Genomic DNA, 18,685 nt, shown 5'->3' with positions numbered 1-18,685 from the left:
TGACTTAGTAATTAAAATCCTATATAATGTATTAGTTCATAAGTTGGTCTGTTCATATGACTAGTATTACAGGCACTAAGTTTTTTTTAAAAAGATCCAAAGGTAAAAAAGGTGCTAAAATGGAAGATTTTTTCTGGGATTTTTGGCCAACAGTTGATGAAGAAGTCAGAAAAGAAAGAGAGGAAGAAAAAAGCAAAAAGCTCGAACAAGAACTATTAACACTAAAAAAAAGAGAGCTACATAGGAAATGTGTATCATTGGTAACAATGGTTCCATTTGCATTATTGATGGCAATTGAGCTCGAAAAAACATGTAGCGATCAGGTATTACTTGGCCTTATAAGCAGCTCATTAGGCCATACTATATTACCTTTCACAGTCTTATCCCTTATTTGCACGCTATATTTAATTTATAATAATAGAAAAATAGCACAAAAAGAACGAGAATTGGAGAATATTGAAAGTGGGAAAACAGTAGAAAAAGAAAAGAGAGACCTTCCTTGTACCGTTGATGATTACTTTAACTATGCTGATGCTGCTTTAGTTACATTAGTTATTGTGGCTAGCATAGTAGGTGAAGCATTGGAGCAAGGAATAATAGGAGACGTAGCTTTTTCAATTTCTAGTCTATTTTACTTTGTAGCGAGTGCTACTTTCTGCTATCGCGAGTACAAGAAAAGTAAAAAATATGAAGTAGAAAAAGAGCAAGACTTTGATGAGAAGTTTGAAAAAAAGACAAGCAATATGTCTTCAGCTAAGTTAATGCTCGCTGGTTCTTCTTTATTACTAATCAGGAAAATAATATTGATTTCTGGAGTAGCATTAGCATCATCTGCTGTTGGGCCTGCTTTAGGTCTGGTAGGTATTGCTCTTTTGATGGTAGGAAGTGGATTGATCACACATTCTTATAGTAGAAAGCTAGAGAACGTAGAAGTGAGTGGAAAGGGTGTTGCAATAGGTGGTGGTGCGAGCAATATAGGTAATGGTGGCCAAGAGACGCTTTTCGTTCGATGATAATGCCAAAAATTTGTTTATTTAGGTAATATTTAGTCTATACTTTATTTTGATCAAAAAAAATCTTATGTATAAGACTTTAATCATATGCTTTTTTCTTCTGACTTGCCCCTTCACGCAGTCGTATGCGAATGATCTTGAACACACTGAAACTGAACTATATGAGGAGGCAGTTAAGCTTTATGATCAGAAAAAATATAAGCAAGCTATTAGAGCATTTCAAAAGATAGAGGATTTGTATCCTTTATCTTATTGGGCAATGAAAGCCAAATTATTGTCTGGGGTTTCTCACTATAATATGGGTAAATACAGCGGTGCTGCAAGTGATATGGATGATTATATATACGTTTATCCAAATGGTGAAGATTTGCCATATGTATATTACTTAAGAGTATTATCTTATTACATGCAAATTAACAAAGTGCAGCTTGGGCAACAAATTGCATATAAAACTTTAGAGCTAGCTACTGAATATATTAATCTTTTTCCGAATAGCGAATATATAGAAGAGATCAAAGAAAAAGAAAAATTAATCACAGAACATATATCAAAAAAAGAGTATTCTATTGGTGAATTTTACCTAAAGCGTGGTGAATATTTAGCAGCAATTAAGCGTTTTCAAGATATGATAAGCAATAAAGATTCTAAATATTCTTCTAGAGTTATTAGTTATTTAATAACAGCTCACTTAGCTCTTGGCCTTGACTTAGAAGCTGAGCAGTATGAAAATATGTTAGTAGAAGGGGTGAATTAGTTTTCTTATGGCTGGTCATTCACAGTTTTCAAATATAAAACATCGAAAAGGTGCTCAGGATGCAAAGCGCTCGCAAAAATTTACGAAGCTCATTAGGGAAATAACAGTTGCTGCAAAACAAGGGCTACCTGATCCCGAGCTTAATCCACGTCTTCGCTCTGCTATCTTTTCTGCGCGAAAGGAAAATCTACCAAAAGATAAAATAGAAACAGCAATAAAAAATGCAGCTGGTAACGTTGCTGGAGAAAGTTATGAAGAAATACAATATGAAGGCTGCGGACCTTCTGGTGCTGCACTTATTGTCCATGCTCTGACAAATAATCGCAACCGAACTGCTTCTGAGATACGTTATATCTTTTCTCGCAAAGGCGGTAATTTGGGAGAAACAGGATGTGTGAGTTACCTTTTCGATCATGTAGGCTTAATTGTCTATAAAGCAGAGGGTATAAATTTTGAAGATTTATTTAACTATGGAATTGAATTAGAAGTATTGAATGTTGAGGAGAATAACAAGGAAGAATTATATGTTATAACTTGTGAAGTGAAAGATTTTGGTAGAGTGCGTGATGCTTTCTATACAAAATTTGGAGAACCAGAACTTGCTCGTCTTTCATGGCAACCAAAGGACCTGATTGAAGTGAGCGACAAAGAATTAATTGATAAATTATCTACATTAGTTGAAGAGCTAGAAGATAATGATGATGTGCAGTATGTTGAAGGTAATTTTATTTTTGCTGATAAACTATGAGGCTGGTAATACTTCCACTGCTTTGTATTTTACCAGCATATGCAACTGAAACATTTGCGCAGAAATACTATTGTCATTCCAGTGCCCAGACACTGGAAATTGATTGTAAACAGCACGCTATACAACATTTTCGATTAAAAAACTGTTCAAGCACTGGAATAACAGAAAGCAACCTAAACCACTTTCCAGCGTTACTTCAGCACGGGATCAGGAAAAAAAAAGCTGCTTTGGTGACAGAAAGTGATAGAAAGTTGTTATTCATATCCAGTGACATAAAATCCTCTTTTTTTGACGCAGAAGGTTTGGCGCCAAATACAGTAATGAGATTAATCGACATATATAAAGGTTATGGTGTAGATTTTAAAAAAGACATTGTGCCCAAAAGCAAATTGGAGGTGCTGTGTGAAAAATCACTCAGTAATCAGAAGGCTGAAGAAAAAATTTTATATACTTCACTGACAACAGATAAAAAGGTCATTAGCTTGTATCATTATGAGTCACAAGAAGCAAAAGAAGTGTATTTTAATAAAGAGGGGGTAAGCTTGAAGAGTAGCGAAATTTTTGTAAATCCTTTAAACGGAGATTTTCGTATATCCTCGAATTTTGGTAATAGAAAGCATCCCATTCATGGTAAAATTGCTTTTCATAAAGGAGTAGATTATGCAGCTAAACTTGGCACTCCTATACACGCCACTGCAGAAGGTGTAATAGAATATATAGGAAAGAATGGTGGCTATGGGAATTACATCAAAATAAAGCACAACAATAAATATTCAACTTGTTACGCACATATAAGCAAATTTAGTAGCGATGTAAAGTTAGGCTCTAAAGTAAAGCAGGGACAAATCATTGCTTATGTTGGCAGCACTGGTGTTGCAACAGGACCTCATTTACATTATGAAGTTATATATAATGGTAAACATATTGATCCGCTTACGATAGCTCATGGCAATGAGATAAAGTTGCCTGATCGTGAATTAAGAGAGTTTAAATTATTTGTAAGTAAGGTAGATGAAATAATCAGCAGAGAGGGTGCAAGTGAAAAAGCAATCTGATGAAGACAGTACAGATAAAAATACAATAAATGATAGAAATCTAAGTAAAATTCGGGCTTTTCCTGTACTAATAGCGCTAGGGTTAATTTTATTGGTACTTTTTGTGTATGACAGCACAATTGCACTTGGAGTTGCTGCTGTTTCAATATTGACTTTTTCTCAAGGATTTTTCGTTAATGATCCTAATGAAGCAAGAGTGATAGAGTTTTTTGGTCATTATATTGGAACTTATTTTAAGTCTGGAATATGCGTAACGCTTCCATTTTCGAGTAAATATAGAGTTTCTTTGAAATTTCAGAATATCAATACAGAAAAAATTAAAGTTAATGATGCTAATGGAAGTCCGATAGAGATTTCAGTAGTAATTGTTTGGAGAGTGAGCAGTCCTGCGAAGGCATATTATAATGTTAATAATTATCATGATTTTGTTTTTGTGCAAAGTGACTCGGTAATTAGAGAACTGGCAAGTAATTATCCGTATGATAGCGAAAACGATGAGGAATCTTTGCGTAAAAATTCTGATAAAATTTCAAATGAATTGAGATCAATGCTACAACAAAGATTGAATATTGCTGGAATTGAAATTACAGAAGCGAGAATATCGCATTTGGCGTATTCATCTGAGATTGCACAAGCAATGCTGAGACGTCAACAAGCACATGCCATCACCTCTGCAAGAAGGCATATAGTGCAAAATGCAATAGGAATTATCGAAGAAGTAATAGCCCATTTTGAAAAAAATAAAAGCTTACAATTGGATGGAAAACAAAAGGTTCAATTGATAAACAATTTGCTAGTTGCTCTGATCTCTGAGCAGGATGCACAGCCGACTATTAGTTTGGATAATAATTAGCATAGAAGCCGATTGGGTTTCATGAATGCAAGTCACTGTTAATTTCTTGATTAATAGACTAAATGATGTTATAAATTACACGCATTAGGGGTGCTCTAAAAAAGCTGAGAGTACATAAAGTACAACCCTTTGAACCTGATCTTGTTAAAACAAACGTAGGAAAATGTATGTATATAAATATTGAAGAATGCTTTGGCTTCATCGCGTTCATTACATCTCTCATTGGGTTATTGCCTCAAGTATATAGAGCATATATCACAAAACTTACTCGTGACGTATCGATGCTAATGTTGGTGAATTATCTTATTTGTTCATCATCTTGGCTTATTTACGGTATTTGTCAGGGTTTAACTTTTGTGATACTCAGTAATATTGCTGGATTAGTGACCAGTATAATATCAATTGTTCAAAAATGTTACTACGATGCAAAAACTGCACGGAGCGTTTTATAACCATATGCTACATTGTAGCGTGGAGCAAGAATATCGTTCTATTGTAGTACTAAATGGAGAAATGCCTGATTCATCGTTTTTTAAACAAGATATACCTGTTATTGCTGTAGATGGAGGAGCAAACAAGCTTCTATCAATTGGCGTAAAACCTGATCTTGTAATAGGAGATTTGGATAGTATAAATCCGAATTTACGTGCTAATTTAAATACAGTATATCTACCTGATCAAGATTATTGCGACTTTTCTAAAGCAATGGCTCACTTAAAAACAGTAAAGTTATTGCCATCAATAGTAACGGGTATTACTGGAGGAGCAATTGATCATATACTACAAAATATCAACATTTTTTCAAGTACAGATAGTATCTTTTATATGCCTTCGCCTTCCATGGTGGGGTACGCCTTACAAAAGGGTATTACCTATTTTTCCTCTTTGCTAAAAAATACTAAAATGTCCTTACTTGGTATACCGAAAGCTCAAATATCAACTAAAGGATTAAAATGGGAACTGTACCTTAGTAACCTTGCTTTTCCAGGAAAGAATTCTTGCTTTAATCGAAGTTTAGGCAATGAGTTATCTATAGAAATACACAGCGGCGTGTGTTTAGCAATGATATATTTAGAAGCAGTAAATGATGATGGTGTGTATTGAGTTAAAACATTAAGAAAAAAAAAGTAGAAAAACCGTGTTAACACTAATTATAAAAACTACAGGCGCCTGTTATTAGCTAAAGTAAAGGTCAAATATCTGGAATTCTGGACATAAAATCCTCCTGTATAAAAAAGATTCAGAATGTACACACAACAGATGTGGCTGAATTTTTATTGAAAAATTGGTTAAAAGGTCTGCAGACTGAGATAGATTTTGAGCTCTCTAAATATCTCTACCATCATTATAATGGCATCTTGAGTATGCGGAAGCAATTTTTTCATTAAAATAAAAAATTTTATTCTACAGCTCAAAAAGGAGTTTGCTAATTTTCACACTGAATCGGATTCCACTACTCAAACCTAGAAACTTTAATGTGCAAGTATTGAAACCGGTGTTCCCCTTCTTGTTATCCGAGTAGCCTTTTCTTGTCATTTAAGTGGCCTTTTCCTGTCCCCAGTATCTGCTGCTGTCATTCCAGTGCGTGACGTTATTTCCATCCAAGATGGTGTCATCCGAATAGCTGACACTGGTTCCTTTATGACGGCAGTGCCCAGAGGTGTCATCCCAGTGCCCAGACACTGGGATGACACCCTTCCTTGTAGAGATCTCTTGCGTTATCCTACTCATCTATTCTCGTTGCATCGTAATCGCAACTACTACTCTCTCCTTCGCATCTAGCATCGGTTTGTGATGTAGATTTGTCAGTGTCAGACCCAAACAACCATGAAAAAAACCCACCAAAAAATGATGCAATTAAAGAAAAGGGCTTCATAATTATATTAAGCAAATTATCAAAAAAAGAGCTGTCAATAGAATGTCCATTATCAGCAGCTTCAATTTTTACATCACTTTCTTTTTTTGCACTGATCTCCTTTTGTTCTTGTAAACTTGGTTGGACATTACCTTCTTGTCCAGCATCTTCCTCTTGACCTACTTCATTATCTTTTGATGCTATACTGTCATCAATTTTTTTGGGGGGTTTTAGTAATAGAGTTTTTATTTCTTCTGTGCTAGCTAAATCTAAAGGAGTCTTTCCATATTTATCTTGTGCATTAACATTTGCTTCTGCGTTTATTAGAGCTTCTACTATCTCTTTTCTATCATAGTTTGCAGCCCAATGTAAAGGAGTCCTCTTATCCTTATCTACTGCGTTAACATTTACTTCTGCGTTTATTAGAGCTTTTACTATCTCTTTTCTACCATATCCTGCAGCCCAATGTAAAGGAGTCCTCTCATCCTTATCTACTGCATTAACATTTGCCTTCATTTCTATTAGAATATCGACCATCTTTTCACGGCTCCACGATACATTAGGTAATGTATTCCAGTTGTTTTTTTCAATTACCAGGTGTAAAGGAGTCTTTCCATCTATATTTTGTAAATTAACATTGATACTTTCTACTTTCAGTAGATCTTCCAATTCAGGTATCTCCATCGCTTTCTTTTTTAAAAAAAAATGCAAAGGAGTCTCTTTATTTTTATCTGTTAGATTAACATTGATGCCTTTTTTGTTCAGTAGAGTGTAGAATTTATCTGTATCTATATCTAGGTCTATTTTTTGAAGAATTAAATGTAAAGGGGTTTCTCCTGCATTATTTTGTGCATTAACGTCTGCTCCTTTATCAAGTAGAAATTCTACTATCCTTTCTGTATCTTTATATCTACTTTTAGCAGCAAAATGCAGAGGAGTCTCTTCAAATTCATTTTTTACATCAACCTTTGCTCCTTTGCTGAGTAGAAATTCTACTACGTCTTTATGTCCATATTTAGCAGCAAAATGTAAAGGGGTGCTTAGATCATCACTTTGTGCATCAACCTTTGCTCCTTTACTGAATAGAAATTCTACTACACCTTTATGTCCATTTTGAGCAGCCAAATGTAGAGGAGTCTCTTCAAATTCATTTTTTGCATCAATTTTTGCTCCTTTGCTGAGTAGAAATTCCACTACGTCTTTATGTCCATTTTGAGCAGATAAGTGTAGAGGGGTCTCTTCAAATTCATTTTCTGCGTTAACCTGTACTTTTTCTTCTCTATTTAACAGATTTTCTACATCATCAATATTACCGCTTTTAGCAGCTTCAAGCAATTTGTCATTGGCATCTTTTATGCTTTGTAATAGATTTTTTATTTCTTCTGTCTTAGCTAAATCTAAAGGAGTCTGTCCTTTATCATTTTTTGTATTAACATTTGCTTCTTTCTTTAATAGGTCTTCTACTGCTTTCAAGTCGCCAAGTCTGGCAGCCAGATGTAGAGAAACCTTACAATGCTCAGCTTTTACTTCTTCGTATTTATTTAACACGTGGCGTTCTCGAGAAGAGTCATAAGCAATAAAATCTGCTCCATTATCTAATAGAACTTTTGCTATATCAGAATGATTATTTTTAACAGCCCAATATAGAGAATTACCTTGAGATCCATCATATGCATTAACATCAGCTTCTTCAATTATTAGGCGCTTTGCTTCATTAAGATCACCTCTTTTAGCAGCATCAAGTAAAGCAGCATCTATATCTCTGATTAAATAATCCATTTAACACTTCTCTATAAAATTGCATTACTATAGTAAGGTAATTAATAATTCATGAAATCTGGGTTGTAGAAATAATGATTATCCTTCGTGTTTTTCAGTATATTTAAGTAAACTATATATAAGAATTGCAATTATAGAACATACAACTGTTAATAGTAAATTTGGTAAAATGCCATAAGAAAAGAATTTTCCTACTATGTATATTCCAATAGCCCCAAACATCATATTGCAAAATGAGAGAACTGCACTACCAAGCCCTATACTTTTGACCGTTTCTAAAGCAGAAGTTACGTTATTGCTGATTACGAGTGCAAGCCCTATATTGCTCGGAATCCAAAGAACTTGAAGAATAAGTACGTTCAATTTGTTCATGAAATAAAAATATACCAATAAACCATCAGATATTATTGGTAATACCAAACCTATGATTAGCATCTTGCTCACTCCTATTTTTGGTACGTACCTTCTGTTAATTAAAGTTCCAATTATGTAAAATATAACTATGATTGATATAAGATAGCCAAAATATTGTACTTTAACGCCCATTGATTCAAATATGAATGGATAGTTAGCAATATATGCCCAAAGCCAAATGAAAGTTAATCCATGAATGGCTGAAAACCCAAGGAAACGATAATTCCTGAATATTGATATATATTGCTTGAAGATATTGATTGCTATGTTGGTTTGATTTTTATTTACAGTGAGCGTTTCTTGCAGCTTCAAGTAAATAAAAATGAGCATAACAATTGCTGCAAATGATATGATAAAAAACAAAAATTTCCAACTATATCCATGTGAAATCATATAACTGCCTATTACTGGAGCTATTCCAGGTGAAAGCGCTACTACCATATTTAACTTTGAGATTACTCTTGAGTATTCACTACCTGAGTACATATCTCTGATTGCTGCATATCCGACAACGCCTGCAACACCAGCTCCAGCTCCTTGTATAAACCGGATTAATATTAAAAGTATAATATTATCAGCTATGCAACATACAATACTTGCCAAAGTAAAAATTGTCATACCAATCAGCATTATTAGGCGCCTACCATAATAGTCTGACAGTGGGCCATAAATTAATCCAGATATTGCAACTCCTACTAAATTTAAACTGATCGTAAGCTGCGCTATATTACCTTTCACCTTAAAATAGTTGGCAATACTTGGCAATGCAACTGAGTATAAGTCTGTTGCCATATCAACAACTGCTACAGATAATATCATAATAAGAGAGATGATATTTTGTGAAAAAGCTGTCGACACTAATGATTTACTGGATTAAATATGTTTAATTGTAGTATATTTTTCTCATTAGTATATTAATTTAACTGCTAAAGTTTAAAATAATTATGTAAGCAATCTCTATATAAAATATGGATAAATCACAACTAGTTAAAGAGGTTTTCGATTCTGTAGCAAATTGCTACGACATCATGAATGATATAATGAGTCTTGGAATGCACAGGCTATGGAAAGAGAAGATGGTAAGTAGTGTGCATTTTAAAAAGAACTCCAAGGTTTTGGATATTGCTGGAGGAACCGGAGATATAGCTATAAGAATAGCAAGAGGTGAACCAAGTGCTCAAGTTACAGTATGTGATATAAATCAAAACATGCTGGACAAAGGGCGTGATAAAGCAATAAATTCAAATCAGCTAAATTTCAATTGGGTATGTGCAAATGCAGAGAGCTTACCATTTGAAGATTCTGAATTTGATTATTATACAGTAGCTTTTGGTATTCGAAACTTTTCTGACCGTAAAAAGGCTTTAAGTGAAGCATATAGGGTATTGAAGCAAAATGGACAATTTGTCTGCTTGGAATTTGCCCCTATGCATTATCAAAATGAGATATTCACCAAATTTTATGACTTATACTCATTTAAAGTAATTCCTAAAATTGGTAGCATAGTTGCTAAAGATAAGGGTTCTTATGAATATTTAGTGAAAAGCATCAGAGAATTTCCAACTCAAACTAATTTTAAAATGGAAATTGAAGAGATAGGCTTTAAGAATGTTGAGTTCTATAATATGAGCTATGGAATAGTAGCATTACATATTGGAACAAAATGAATATTAAACTCTGGTCTATTCAGTAGTTTTTTTTGCTAACTTTCTGTAATTTCGCAGCGTTTTTCCTTCAGTAGAAATCAAGCTAAAGTTTCTTGAACGTATTGCTCTAACGAAGTACACTGTAAACTAATATTGTAACTTTTTCCTGAAGCTAAAATCTATATAATTAACTTAAAAATAAAATGCGATCTAACATTAAGCAGTTATTTTATTATATAAAACCTAATCTACATTATTTTACCGTAGCTTTTATTGCAGTTCTATTTTCAGCTTTAACGATTCTTCTTTTTGGTAGGGGCTTAAGCAACATAATTGATTCTGGCGCAGAGCATAACTTTACTACCAAGCTCGTAGTTTCAATACTGATAGTTTTAGGCATTTCTTTCACTGCATTTATTCGGTTATATTTCATTGGCATTGGCAGCGAAAAAGTTATCGCAAGAATCAGATACGACTTATATAGCAGTATCACTGACTTGCAACCAAGTTTCTTTGAAAACACAGGCGTACAAGATGTTATCTCAGCACTCATTACTGATACCTCTGCGCTGCAATCAATAATAAATAGCAGCCTACTCACCATATTGCGAAATTTTGTAATATTAATTGGCAGTGTTGCCATGTTATTATATACAAATCTACATTTAACCGCATATGCAGCTGCAATAATACCCATACTGCTCATTATCATGACTTCACTTGGAAAAAAAGTTCGCAATTATGCACGCTTTGCTCAGGATAAATTAAGTGAGCTTGCATCATTTAGTGAGGAAAATTTTAGATCTATAGTAACCATTAAATCATTTGTACTAGAAGAAAATGAAAAAATTCGTTTTCAGAAACATCTAAACTCAGTATCAAAATCATACGTAAAATTAGTACTCTTGCGTGCTATTTTAGTAACTCTAGTTATCACGTGTGTGATAGGTTCGCTAGTTATTTTGCTTTTTTTTGGAATAAAAGAAGTCTTAAGTAATAATATGACCATTGGAGAACTCTCCTCATTTGTGTTTTATTCAGCGCTTGCGGCAGGAGCTATAAATAATTTGAGCGATAATATCAGTGATTTACAACGAGGTCTTGGAATAGTAGAGCGTTTGTTTGAGTTTACGAACATGAAAAGCTCTATAGTAAATGGCGAAAATCCTATAAGAATTAATAGTATTCAAAAAGAAATTGCGTTTAACGATGTAACATTTTTTTATGCTGATAAGCCAGCATTAAATAACGTATCATTTTCTATAGAGGCAGGCCAATCAGTATCAATTGTTGGACCATCTGGCAGTGGCAAGAGCACCATTTTAAAGCTTCTGCTCCGTTTTCACGATCCAAGTGAAGGCAGTATTACTATCGATGGACAGAATATTAAGACAATTGCGCTAAATGATCTAAGATCGCTGTTTGGCTTAGTACCACAAGATCACATGATATTTTCTTGCTCAATAATGGAAAATATACTATACGGCAAACCGTGTGCTGAATATGAGGAAGTCAGGCAAGCAGCTATCAGCGCTTATGCGATGGAATTTATTGATAAGCTGCCTGATAAATTTGATACATTTGTAGGAAAAAGAGGATTAAAACTTTCTGAAGGACAAAAACAACGCATCATAATAGCAAGAGCAATACTAAAAAATCCTCAGGTTTTAATACTTGATGAAGCAACTTCAGCTCTTGATTATAAAAGTGAAAACCTAGTGCAAAAAGCACTGAGCAAGTTAATGCAAAACAGAACAACAATTATAATTACGCACAGGCTATCAACCGCACTCAAAACTGACAAGATTATAGTGATTAATTGCGGGAAAGTAGAAGAAGTGGGAACTCATGATTCTCTAATGAGTAAAGATGGGCTGTATGCAAAATTGGCGAAGATAGGGTAGAAATTTAAATCATAATGTTGTTAACATGCTAGATTTAGCAATCAAGTTATGAAATCTTTAATTATTTTAAAGTACAATAATATCATAGTATTTTTCAAAGGATTATTATGGTTTATAATTACAGTAATTTACCAAAATTGCCATTTACGGCTTATAATTTACCAGCAGCTTTACCAGTATCGAACTATGCACAAGCTTGCACACCTCCAATGGCTTATAATTTACCAGCAGCTTTACCAGTACCAGTATCGAACTGTGCACAAGCTTGTACACCTCCATTTGTACCTTGTGCTACTAATTCCTGCCATAATTATTTTAACTCGCATCATAACTATTATGACACATGTCATAATCCTTGTGATGGATTTGGTTTTTTTTATTAGAAGATTGTTTTTAAACAATTCATAAACGCACGTGCTGCCATCTAAGAGCACATGGTCTACCATGTGCTTCACATTTTGCTTAAAAATATAATAAGCAGGTGCTTGATTTTCATTTGCAGCGACATAGCAGTTCTACCAAAATTTATTTCAGCAACACAACTAGTTTGACTACTGACAGCTCCTTCTTGGAATCTTATCATTATTCTGCTCATAGTAAAATTTCTAATCTCTAATATCTATTATAGCTCTTTTCATAATAGTCCGAAAAGCTTATAGAAAAGCGGAATCAACAGCATGACGAAAAGATGTGAATAGAGGACTAGCTCTGTTTTTTATAGCAAACCAATGATGCTCAATTTTGTTAAAATCGGGAGAATAAGGCGGTAGATATAAAATTTCTGCGCCAACTCCTTTAGCAAATCTTATTAGACTTATGAAAAGTAGCATTATCAAGGATAACAGTTTGTCCAGGTTTCAAAATCGGTGTCAGAAACTGCTCAAACCATTTATTAAAGATATCCATATTACAGTGGCCTTCAAATGTTAACGGAACAACTATTTTTCTGCCGTTTAAGGCTGCAATCATACTGATTCGTTGAATTTTTTTACCAGATTTTAGAGCATAAAACCTCTGTCCCTTCTGGCAATATCCATAACTCGGTGTTATCAATGCCAGACTCATCTATATAAACTAAGTTTTGAGGTTCTTTTGTTGCTATAATTTTCAAAAATTCAGCGCGTTTTTCTTCGTTTCTTTCTTTGTATCCATATGTCTTTTTTTGCGTGTGAGTCCAATTTTTTTAAGAGCTCGATGGATCGTTGGGATACTAACATTGCTCCAAAGCTTAGCCATTTCCGATACCACCATATTTTTTAGCAAATTCAGTAAATTTATTCCAGTCAGTAATTTTGTGATTATAACCTCCATTTCCAAGTTTTTTTGACTGAAAATCTCCTGTTTCTTTTCTTCTTTGCTGCCACTCCCATAACGTAGTTCTTCCAATTTTAAATCTTGCTGCCACCGTTTCCCTGCTTTCTCCTTCTTCTAGTGCTTCCATTGCTTTTTTTATAACTATATGCTGCTGGCATCCTTACCTTCACTACTATAAAACCTTATTTTACCTCGTTTGGACTATTATGAAAAGAGCTATACTTGTATAACGGCTGGAAAGGAAATTTTAAATATATCAATCTTAGTATTAAGATTATAAATTTATTAATTATTTTATCCTATAATAGTCTAATAGTTATTTTTTAAAGGATATTTATGACTCACTATCACACTTCATCTCCAAAAAACGTTTGTTCTCATAATACCAAAACTTCTTTTCCAGGCTGTAAATCAATATGCATTCCTGATAAAGATGAGCATTGTCATACTACTCGTTTATGTCACAGTCAAGACCCGTTTTTCAAGCATCATTGTACTCCATACCACTATGATTATAACTCACATTGTAAACATGGTTATGACCCATGCTACGGTAATAATCACGGTTATGGTCATGGTACAACAGCATCATGGTATCATGCTCACGATTCTGGTAACACAGTAGTGTTAAATCTACCATGTTGTGGTTGGGGAACAAGAACTGGGATAGGAACTGATACAGTTGCAAAATTAGCTCCAGAGCACAACGATTTATTTTGAAGGCGATAAAACTTAGTGAGGGTGTAAAAGGTGTGAAGGACGTGTAGTGATACTATGTGCTGAAAGCATAATGCGACGATAGGTATAGCACTGATGTGATATGGTAATAACATAACAATTTATACTATGGATATGGGGTATGTATTATGCCCTTATATCTATAGATTTAGAGCTTTATTAATAACTAATTCGGCGTGTAATTTTTTACCTTGTTCTATTAATAATTTTATATATAACTCTAATTGTATGGGAGATTTTTATGTTAAAGTATAATCTTAATAACCAGTATGATAATAAAACATATACTAGTGTTACTGATAATCTAACGAATGCTGTTCAATATGGAGGAGAAGAACCTACTGGAGGAGAAGAACCTACTGGAGGAGAAGAACCTACTGGAGGTGAAATAAATAAAGTAAAACCTCCTGTAGATGAAGTAAATAAAGTAAAACCTCCTGTAGATGAAGTAAATAAAGTAAAACCTCCTGTAGATGAAGTAAATAAAGTAAAACCTCCTATAGATGAAGTAAATAAAGTAAAACCTCCTGTAGATGAAGTAAATAAAGTAAAACCTCCTATAGATGAAGTAAATAAAGTAAAACCTCCTGTAGATGAAGTAAATAAAGTAAAACCTCCTATAGATGAAGGAAATAAGGTAAAACCTCCTGTAGATGAAGGAAATAAGGTAAAACCTACCGTAGATGAAGGAAATAAGGTAAAACCTACTGTAGATGAAGGAAATAAGGTAAAACCTACCGTAGATGAAGGAAATAAGGTAAAACCTACCGTAGATGAAGGAAATAAGGTAAAACCTACCGTAGATGAAGGAAATAAGGTAAAACCTACCGTAGATGAGTGTAAACTACACCCATGCTGCAAGTATTATTATAATTTGTGTTTCAACGATTGTTATGATTCATGTTGTAGTAATCATGACGTAGCATGGTTTAATACTTGCGACGATGGCAACACAGTAATGCTGAATACAACTTGGGATTGGGAAATAGAACTACCTGGAATTATATGGTATCCGGAGTTTTTTGACTTTGGTTATTCTGAATTAATGTTGATCTAAGTTTATGGTTTCAGAGTATAATGCTATGATATACGAAAAGTTGCTGTCTAAGTTTAATCTATCAAGTGTTACATCAGCCTGTTAAAGCAAAAGAGAAAATGAAGGTAAAATAGTTAAGATAACCCTTCAACTCCTTCCATTTATCAACTATACTGCTATAGATTTTAGCAGTATAATAAATGAACATTTTCAAGCAGGTTTCCTCTCTAATTTCCAGCAAATTAAATAAGTTGAAGCAAAGGGGTGTTATAAGTACGAATGCAACAAACTTTATTGTAGAACCTCCGAGCAATAGAGCGCATGGAGATATTTACACAAATGTTGCTATGGTGCTTGCAAAGCATGAAAAAAAGAATCCAGTTGAGATTGCAGGGATCTTAGCAGAAGAATTTAAATCTTTTGATGAAGTTGCAAAAGTGGAAATAGCAGGTCCTGGGTTCATCAATATGCACTTGAAAATGGAAGTATGGCATGGGATTTTAAAACAAATAAATGAGCTAAAAACGGAGTTTGGCACTCTCAACATTGGAAACAATCAGGCCATCAATGTTGAGTTTGTATCCGCAAATCCAACTGGGCCACTACATATTGGTCATGCAAGAGGGGCAGTGTTTGGTGATGTTTTAGCAAATTTGCTAAAGAAAGTTGGTTATAAAGTTACTAAGGAGTACTATATCAATGATGCTGGAGCGCAGATAGATACGCTAATTCGGTCAGTATATTTGCGGTATAAGGAAGCTCTGGGAGAGAAAATTAGCATCGAAAAAGGTTTATACCCAGGTGAATATTTAAAACCAATAGGGGAGGGGCTAGCTAAAAAATATGGCAAGGAGCTTAGAGAAGAGGATGATAATCAAATAATTAGAGAGTATACTTTAAGTTCCATTTTAGAGATAATAAAGGAAGACATGAACTTACTTGGAGTAAGTCATGATGTCTTTACTTCAGAGTATGAGCTACAAAAAAGTGGCAAAATCGAAGAGAGTATAAAGATATTATCTGATAAGGGTCTAGTGTATGAAGGGTACCTGGAGAAACCAAAAGGTAAAGAGAATGAAAATTGGATTTCCAGAAAAGAAATGTTATTTTGCTCTACAAAATTTGGTGATGATGTTGACCGCGCACTAAAAAAAGAGGATGGTAGCTGGACTTATTTTGCATCGGATATTGCTTACCATTTTGATAAGATATCACGTGGTTTTAACAATATGATCGTAGAGCTCGGCAGTGACCATGGCGGTTATATTAAAAGGCTTAGAGCAGTTGTCTCTGCGCTCAGTGATGATCAAGCAAAGATAGAGGTAAAACTGCATAATATTGTGAATTTCTTCGAAAATGGCAAACCTGTTAAGATGTCGAAAAGATCAGGAAATTTTCTTACAGCTAGGGATGTAGTGGAAGAGGTTGGCAGGGATATAACTCGTTTTATAATGTTAACACGCAAGAATGATATGGTCTTGGACTTTGATTTTGCTAAAGTTAAAGAACAGTCAAAAGACAACCCTATTTTTTATGTGCAATATGCGCACGCCCGTGCTCATTCGTTAATGCGTAATGCTCCAAAAGAGCTCCCAACAGCAGACCCTTCACTTTTAAAGACAGATGGGGAGCTATTCCTCATAAAAACCTTAGCAAAGTGGCCAGATGTGGTAGAAATATCTGCAAGGCTTTGTGAGCCACACAGAATCACTTTCTACTTACTTGAAGTTGCAGAAGCGTTTCACGTTTTATGGGGATATGGCAAAAGTGATTTAAATATGCGTTTTATACTGGAGAATAACTTAAATTTCACCGCTGCAAGAATGTTTCTCGTCCAAGCCTTAGCACACGTCATTGCTTCTGGACTTTCGATTTTTAATATAGAGCCTTTGAAAGAGATGAGTTAATTTTAATGCGTAATATTAAATGTGATAATAAATTATTGATGTAAGTACAATAAGGCCAAAAATTATACAAGAGGTCTGTTAAAATCACGTATGTCGATTGTCTTGAAGTCACACAATTGTTCTGTAGAGCTATGTCCTGTAATAATTACTGTACCGTTCTGCTCAGAGCGTATTGAGATTAGGTTCAATACTAATTCACATGTTGTGCTATCAAGATTACAGAATGGTTCATCTATCAGCCAAATGTTTGCATTAGAAATTAAAAGGCGAGCAAGCGCAACTCTTCTTTTCCAGCCTGCAGAAAGTTCACCATATCTAATGTTAAATACAGGCTGCAACTCTAAACAATAAGCAGCTGCCATAACTGATTCTCTAGTGTTCCGTATTCTTGCCCAGAATTCTATGTTTTCACCAATTGTTAAACTATCTTTACAGGCGTTTTTATGTCCTACGTAAACCATGGAAGATATAAAGGATTTTGGATCATCATATATGTCTTTTCCGCAGTATCTTATATTGCCTGATACTGGCGGTAAGAGTCCAGATAAACTTCTGATTAAGCTGGTTTTGCCGCTACCATTTGGACCAGTGATTAAGATTTTTGATTTTGGCTCAGCTTTAAAATTGAGGTTTTTAAATAATACTTTGTTATTACGAGCACAGGATAGATTTTTACATTCAAGCATCTATTGGACCTTTAAAGAGAACTTGGAGCCTAAACACTTCAGTGTATGAACATTGGATAGCTTGCACAACAAACAGTCAGTGTTTGACATACAACTGTACGAACATTGGGTTTGTAGGTAGCAGATGGTGTCATCCCAGTGCTTGACACTGGGATCCAGGAATTTTAAGTAAGCACGCTGAGCTGGTTGGCATAAAAGTAGTTGCTTTATGTTAAAATTAATATTTTTAACTAGATTACATGAAGAGCTGGATCCCAGTGTCAAGCACTGGGATGACACCCTTATACTTGACTGACTATAACACTTAAGAAGTTTAATGCCAGAAAGCAGGTTATACAACGGATACGTCATCTGCCTTTTCCTTTATATTTACCCTTAGTTGAAGACTGAGCTTTTATAAATAGCTCCCAAAATCCTTTCTTATCACCTTCTCTGTGTATCAATTGTGAAAAATGTTTCATTAAACTATTACCCATCATAACCATCTTTGTCCATTTACCTAACGGTTTTGCTATATCAACTATTTCTAGATCTTCTTTGTAAACTTGCATATTCTTTTGTTTCTCCCTTAGCATTTCCTGTTGTTTCATCAACTCTTTTTGCTTATTTTTTTGATATAATTCGTTAAATCTTCTATTTTCTTCCCACTCTTCTTTGAGAACTTTTAGAGGAAATATAATTTTTCTAATATGATTTTTGTATATTTTTCTCAAAAAGAGAAATACTGCAATTATAGTAAGTAATATCGTGCTATATGTAATGATTTGTCCGAATGGCATTTTTATACTCAGCTTATTGGCAAGCGGTATTTACAATTATACCATAACTATAGAAATTTTACAATTTTTTTCTGGATAAAGATAGTAGACTAAAAATTTCTAAAGGACAAAAGCAACGTATTTACGTACAGGCTATCAACTACTACACTCAAAACTGACAAGTGTTAATCATTGGAGAGTAGAGGAATCACGGCTCTCTAATGA

At 34.2% G+C, this 18,685-nt stretch carries 18 protein-coding genes, 1 pseudogene and 1 riboswitch; of the genes and pseudogenes, 12 read left to right on the top strand and 7 right to left on the bottom strand.

Annotated features, from left to right (window positions below; translation table 11 throughout):
- Positions 1-56 precede the first annotated feature (56 nt).
- The 7 genes from OOL05_RS03470 to OOL05_RS03440 all read left to right on the top strand — a co-directional run bounded on the left by OOL05_RS03470 (position 57) and on the right by OOL05_RS03440 (position 5,527).
- The gene (locus tag OOL05_RS03470) at positions 57-1,013 is read left to right on the top strand and encodes a hypothetical protein (RefSeq protein WP_007302576.1); all 957 of its coding nucleotides are present in this window, start codon (positions 57-59) and stop codon (positions 1,011-1,013) included.
- A gap of 67 nt (positions 1,014-1,080) precedes the next feature.
- Positions 1,081-1,767 (top strand): outer membrane protein assembly factor BamD, encoded by a 687-nt coding sequence (gene bamD / locus OOL05_RS03465; protein WP_264375545.1) that lies wholly within the window; start codon positions 1,081-1,083, stop codon positions 1,765-1,767.
- Positions 1,768-1,774: 7 nt separating this feature from the next.
- On the top strand, positions 1,775-2,515 hold the full coding sequence (locus OOL05_RS03460; protein WP_264687196.1) for a YebC/PmpR family DNA-binding transcriptional regulator: 741 nt from the start codon (positions 1,775-1,777) through the stop codon (positions 2,513-2,515).
- Positions 2,512-3,570, top strand: coding sequence for a M23 family metallopeptidase (locus tag OOL05_RS03455; protein ID WP_264375469.1), 1,059 nt, complete (start codon positions 2,512-2,514; stop codon positions 3,568-3,570). Before OOL05_RS03460 ends, OOL05_RS03455 begins: the two co-directional genes overlap by 4 nt.
- Positions 3,554-4,423 carry an SPFH domain-containing protein gene (locus OOL05_RS03450; protein ID WP_264687197.1) on the top strand — a complete coding sequence of 290 codons (870 nt, stop codon included), beginning with the start codon at positions 3,554-3,556 and terminating at the stop codon, positions 4,421-4,423. The genes OOL05_RS03455 and OOL05_RS03450 overlap by 17 nt, the downstream gene beginning before the upstream one ends.
- Before the next feature lie 76 nt (positions 4,424-4,499).
- A riboswitch (TPP riboswitch) is annotated at positions 4,500-4,602 on the top strand.
- Complete coding sequence (locus tag OOL05_RS03445) at positions 4,591-4,875, top strand: SemiSWEET family sugar transporter (RefSeq protein ID WP_264375471.1); 285 nt, start codon at positions 4,591-4,593, stop codon at positions 4,873-4,875. It overlaps the preceding riboswitch by 12 nt.
- Positions 4,847-5,527 (top strand): thiamine diphosphokinase, encoded by a 681-nt coding sequence (locus OOL05_RS03440; protein WP_264375472.1) that lies wholly within the window; start codon positions 4,847-4,849, stop codon positions 5,525-5,527. Before OOL05_RS03445 ends, OOL05_RS03440 begins: the two co-directional genes overlap by 29 nt.
- A 428-nt stretch (positions 5,528-5,955) precedes the next feature.
- On the opposite strand, the gene OOL05_RS03435 is transcribed toward OOL05_RS03440, so the two are convergent.
- The 3 genes from OOL05_RS03435 to OOL05_RS03425 form a co-directional block, all read right to left on the bottom strand.
- On the bottom strand, positions 5,956-6,090 hold the full coding sequence (locus OOL05_RS03435) for a hypothetical protein (protein ID WP_264729813.1): 135 nt from the start codon (positions 6,088-6,090) through the stop codon (positions 5,956-5,958).
- 56 nt (positions 6,091-6,146) lie between these two features.
- Positions 6,147-8,057, bottom strand: a complete 1,911-nt coding sequence (locus tag OOL05_RS03430; protein WP_264729811.1) for an ankyrin repeat domain-containing protein — start codon at positions 8,055-8,057, stop codon at positions 6,147-6,149.
- 78 nt (positions 8,058-8,135) lie between these two features.
- The gene (locus OOL05_RS03425) at positions 8,136-9,263 is read right to left on the bottom strand and encodes a Bcr/CflA family efflux MFS transporter (protein ID WP_458694717.1); all 1,128 of its coding nucleotides are present in this window, start codon (positions 9,261-9,263) and stop codon (positions 8,136-8,138) included.
- Positions 9,264-9,439: 176 nt separating this feature from the next.
- Here OOL05_RS03425 and ubiE point away from each other — a divergent pair, with 176 nt between their 5' ends.
- Both ubiE and OOL05_RS03415 read left to right on the top strand, forming a co-directional pair.
- Complete coding sequence (ubiE, locus tag OOL05_RS03420; RefSeq protein ID WP_264375475.1) at positions 9,440-10,138, top strand: bifunctional demethylmenaquinone methyltransferase/2-methoxy-6-polyprenyl-1,4-benzoquinol methylase UbiE; 699 nt, start codon at positions 9,440-9,442, stop codon at positions 10,136-10,138.
- A gap of 182 nt (positions 10,139-10,320) precedes the next feature.
- Positions 10,321-12,021, top strand: a complete 1,701-nt coding sequence (locus OOL05_RS03415; protein ID WP_264375476.1) for an ABC transporter ATP-binding protein — start codon at positions 10,321-10,323, stop codon at positions 12,019-12,021.
- Positions 12,022-12,472: 451 nt separating this feature from the next.
- Here the strand turns inward: OOL05_RS03415 and OOL05_RS03410 are convergent, their stop codons facing one another.
- Positions 12,473-12,604, bottom strand: a complete 132-nt coding sequence (locus tag OOL05_RS03410) for a hypothetical protein (protein WP_264729808.1) — start codon at positions 12,602-12,604, stop codon at positions 12,473-12,475.
- 70 nt (positions 12,605-12,674) lie between these two features.
- A pseudogene (locus tag OOL05_RS03405) lies at positions 12,675-13,493 on the bottom strand (IS630 family transposase).
- Between the two features lie 178 nt (positions 13,494-13,671).
- Between OOL05_RS03405 and OOL05_RS03400 the strand changes: the two are divergent.
- From OOL05_RS03400 to argS, 3 genes are all read left to right on the top strand, one after another.
- On the top strand, positions 13,672-14,055 hold the full coding sequence (locus OOL05_RS03400) for a hypothetical protein (RefSeq protein WP_264375477.1): 384 nt from the start codon (positions 13,672-13,674) through the stop codon (positions 14,053-14,055).
- 259 nt (positions 14,056-14,314) lie between these two features.
- Positions 14,315-15,130, top strand: coding sequence for a hypothetical protein (locus tag OOL05_RS03395; RefSeq protein ID WP_264729806.1), 816 nt, complete (start codon positions 14,315-14,317; stop codon positions 15,128-15,130).
- A 179-nt stretch (positions 15,131-15,309) separates the two neighbouring features.
- Positions 15,310-17,016 carry an arginine--tRNA ligase gene (argS, locus tag OOL05_RS03390; RefSeq protein ID WP_264375479.1) on the top strand — a complete coding sequence of 569 codons (1,707 nt, stop codon included), beginning with the start codon at positions 15,310-15,312 and terminating at the stop codon, positions 17,014-17,016.
- 62 nt (positions 17,017-17,078) lie between these two features.
- Here argS and ccmA read toward each other — a convergent pair whose 3' ends face one another.
- The gene (gene ccmA, locus OOL05_RS03385) at positions 17,079-17,702 is read right to left on the bottom strand and encodes a heme ABC exporter ATP-binding protein CcmA (RefSeq protein ID WP_064085635.1); all 624 of its coding nucleotides are present in this window, start codon (positions 17,700-17,702) and stop codon (positions 17,079-17,081) included.
- A 347-nt stretch (positions 17,703-18,049) separates the two neighbouring features.
- Positions 18,050-18,481 (bottom strand): hypothetical protein, encoded by a 432-nt coding sequence (locus OOL05_RS03380; RefSeq protein WP_264375480.1) that lies wholly within the window; start codon positions 18,479-18,481, stop codon positions 18,050-18,052.
- Positions 18,482-18,685 lie beyond the last annotated feature (204 nt).

It is taken from the genome of Wolbachia endosymbiont (group B) of Episyrphus balteatus, assembly GCF_947250575.1.
Taxonomy (GTDB): Bacteria; Pseudomonadota; Alphaproteobacteria; order Rickettsiales; family Anaplasmataceae; genus Wolbachia.
This window is presented reverse-complemented; position numbering and strand designations above follow the sequence as displayed.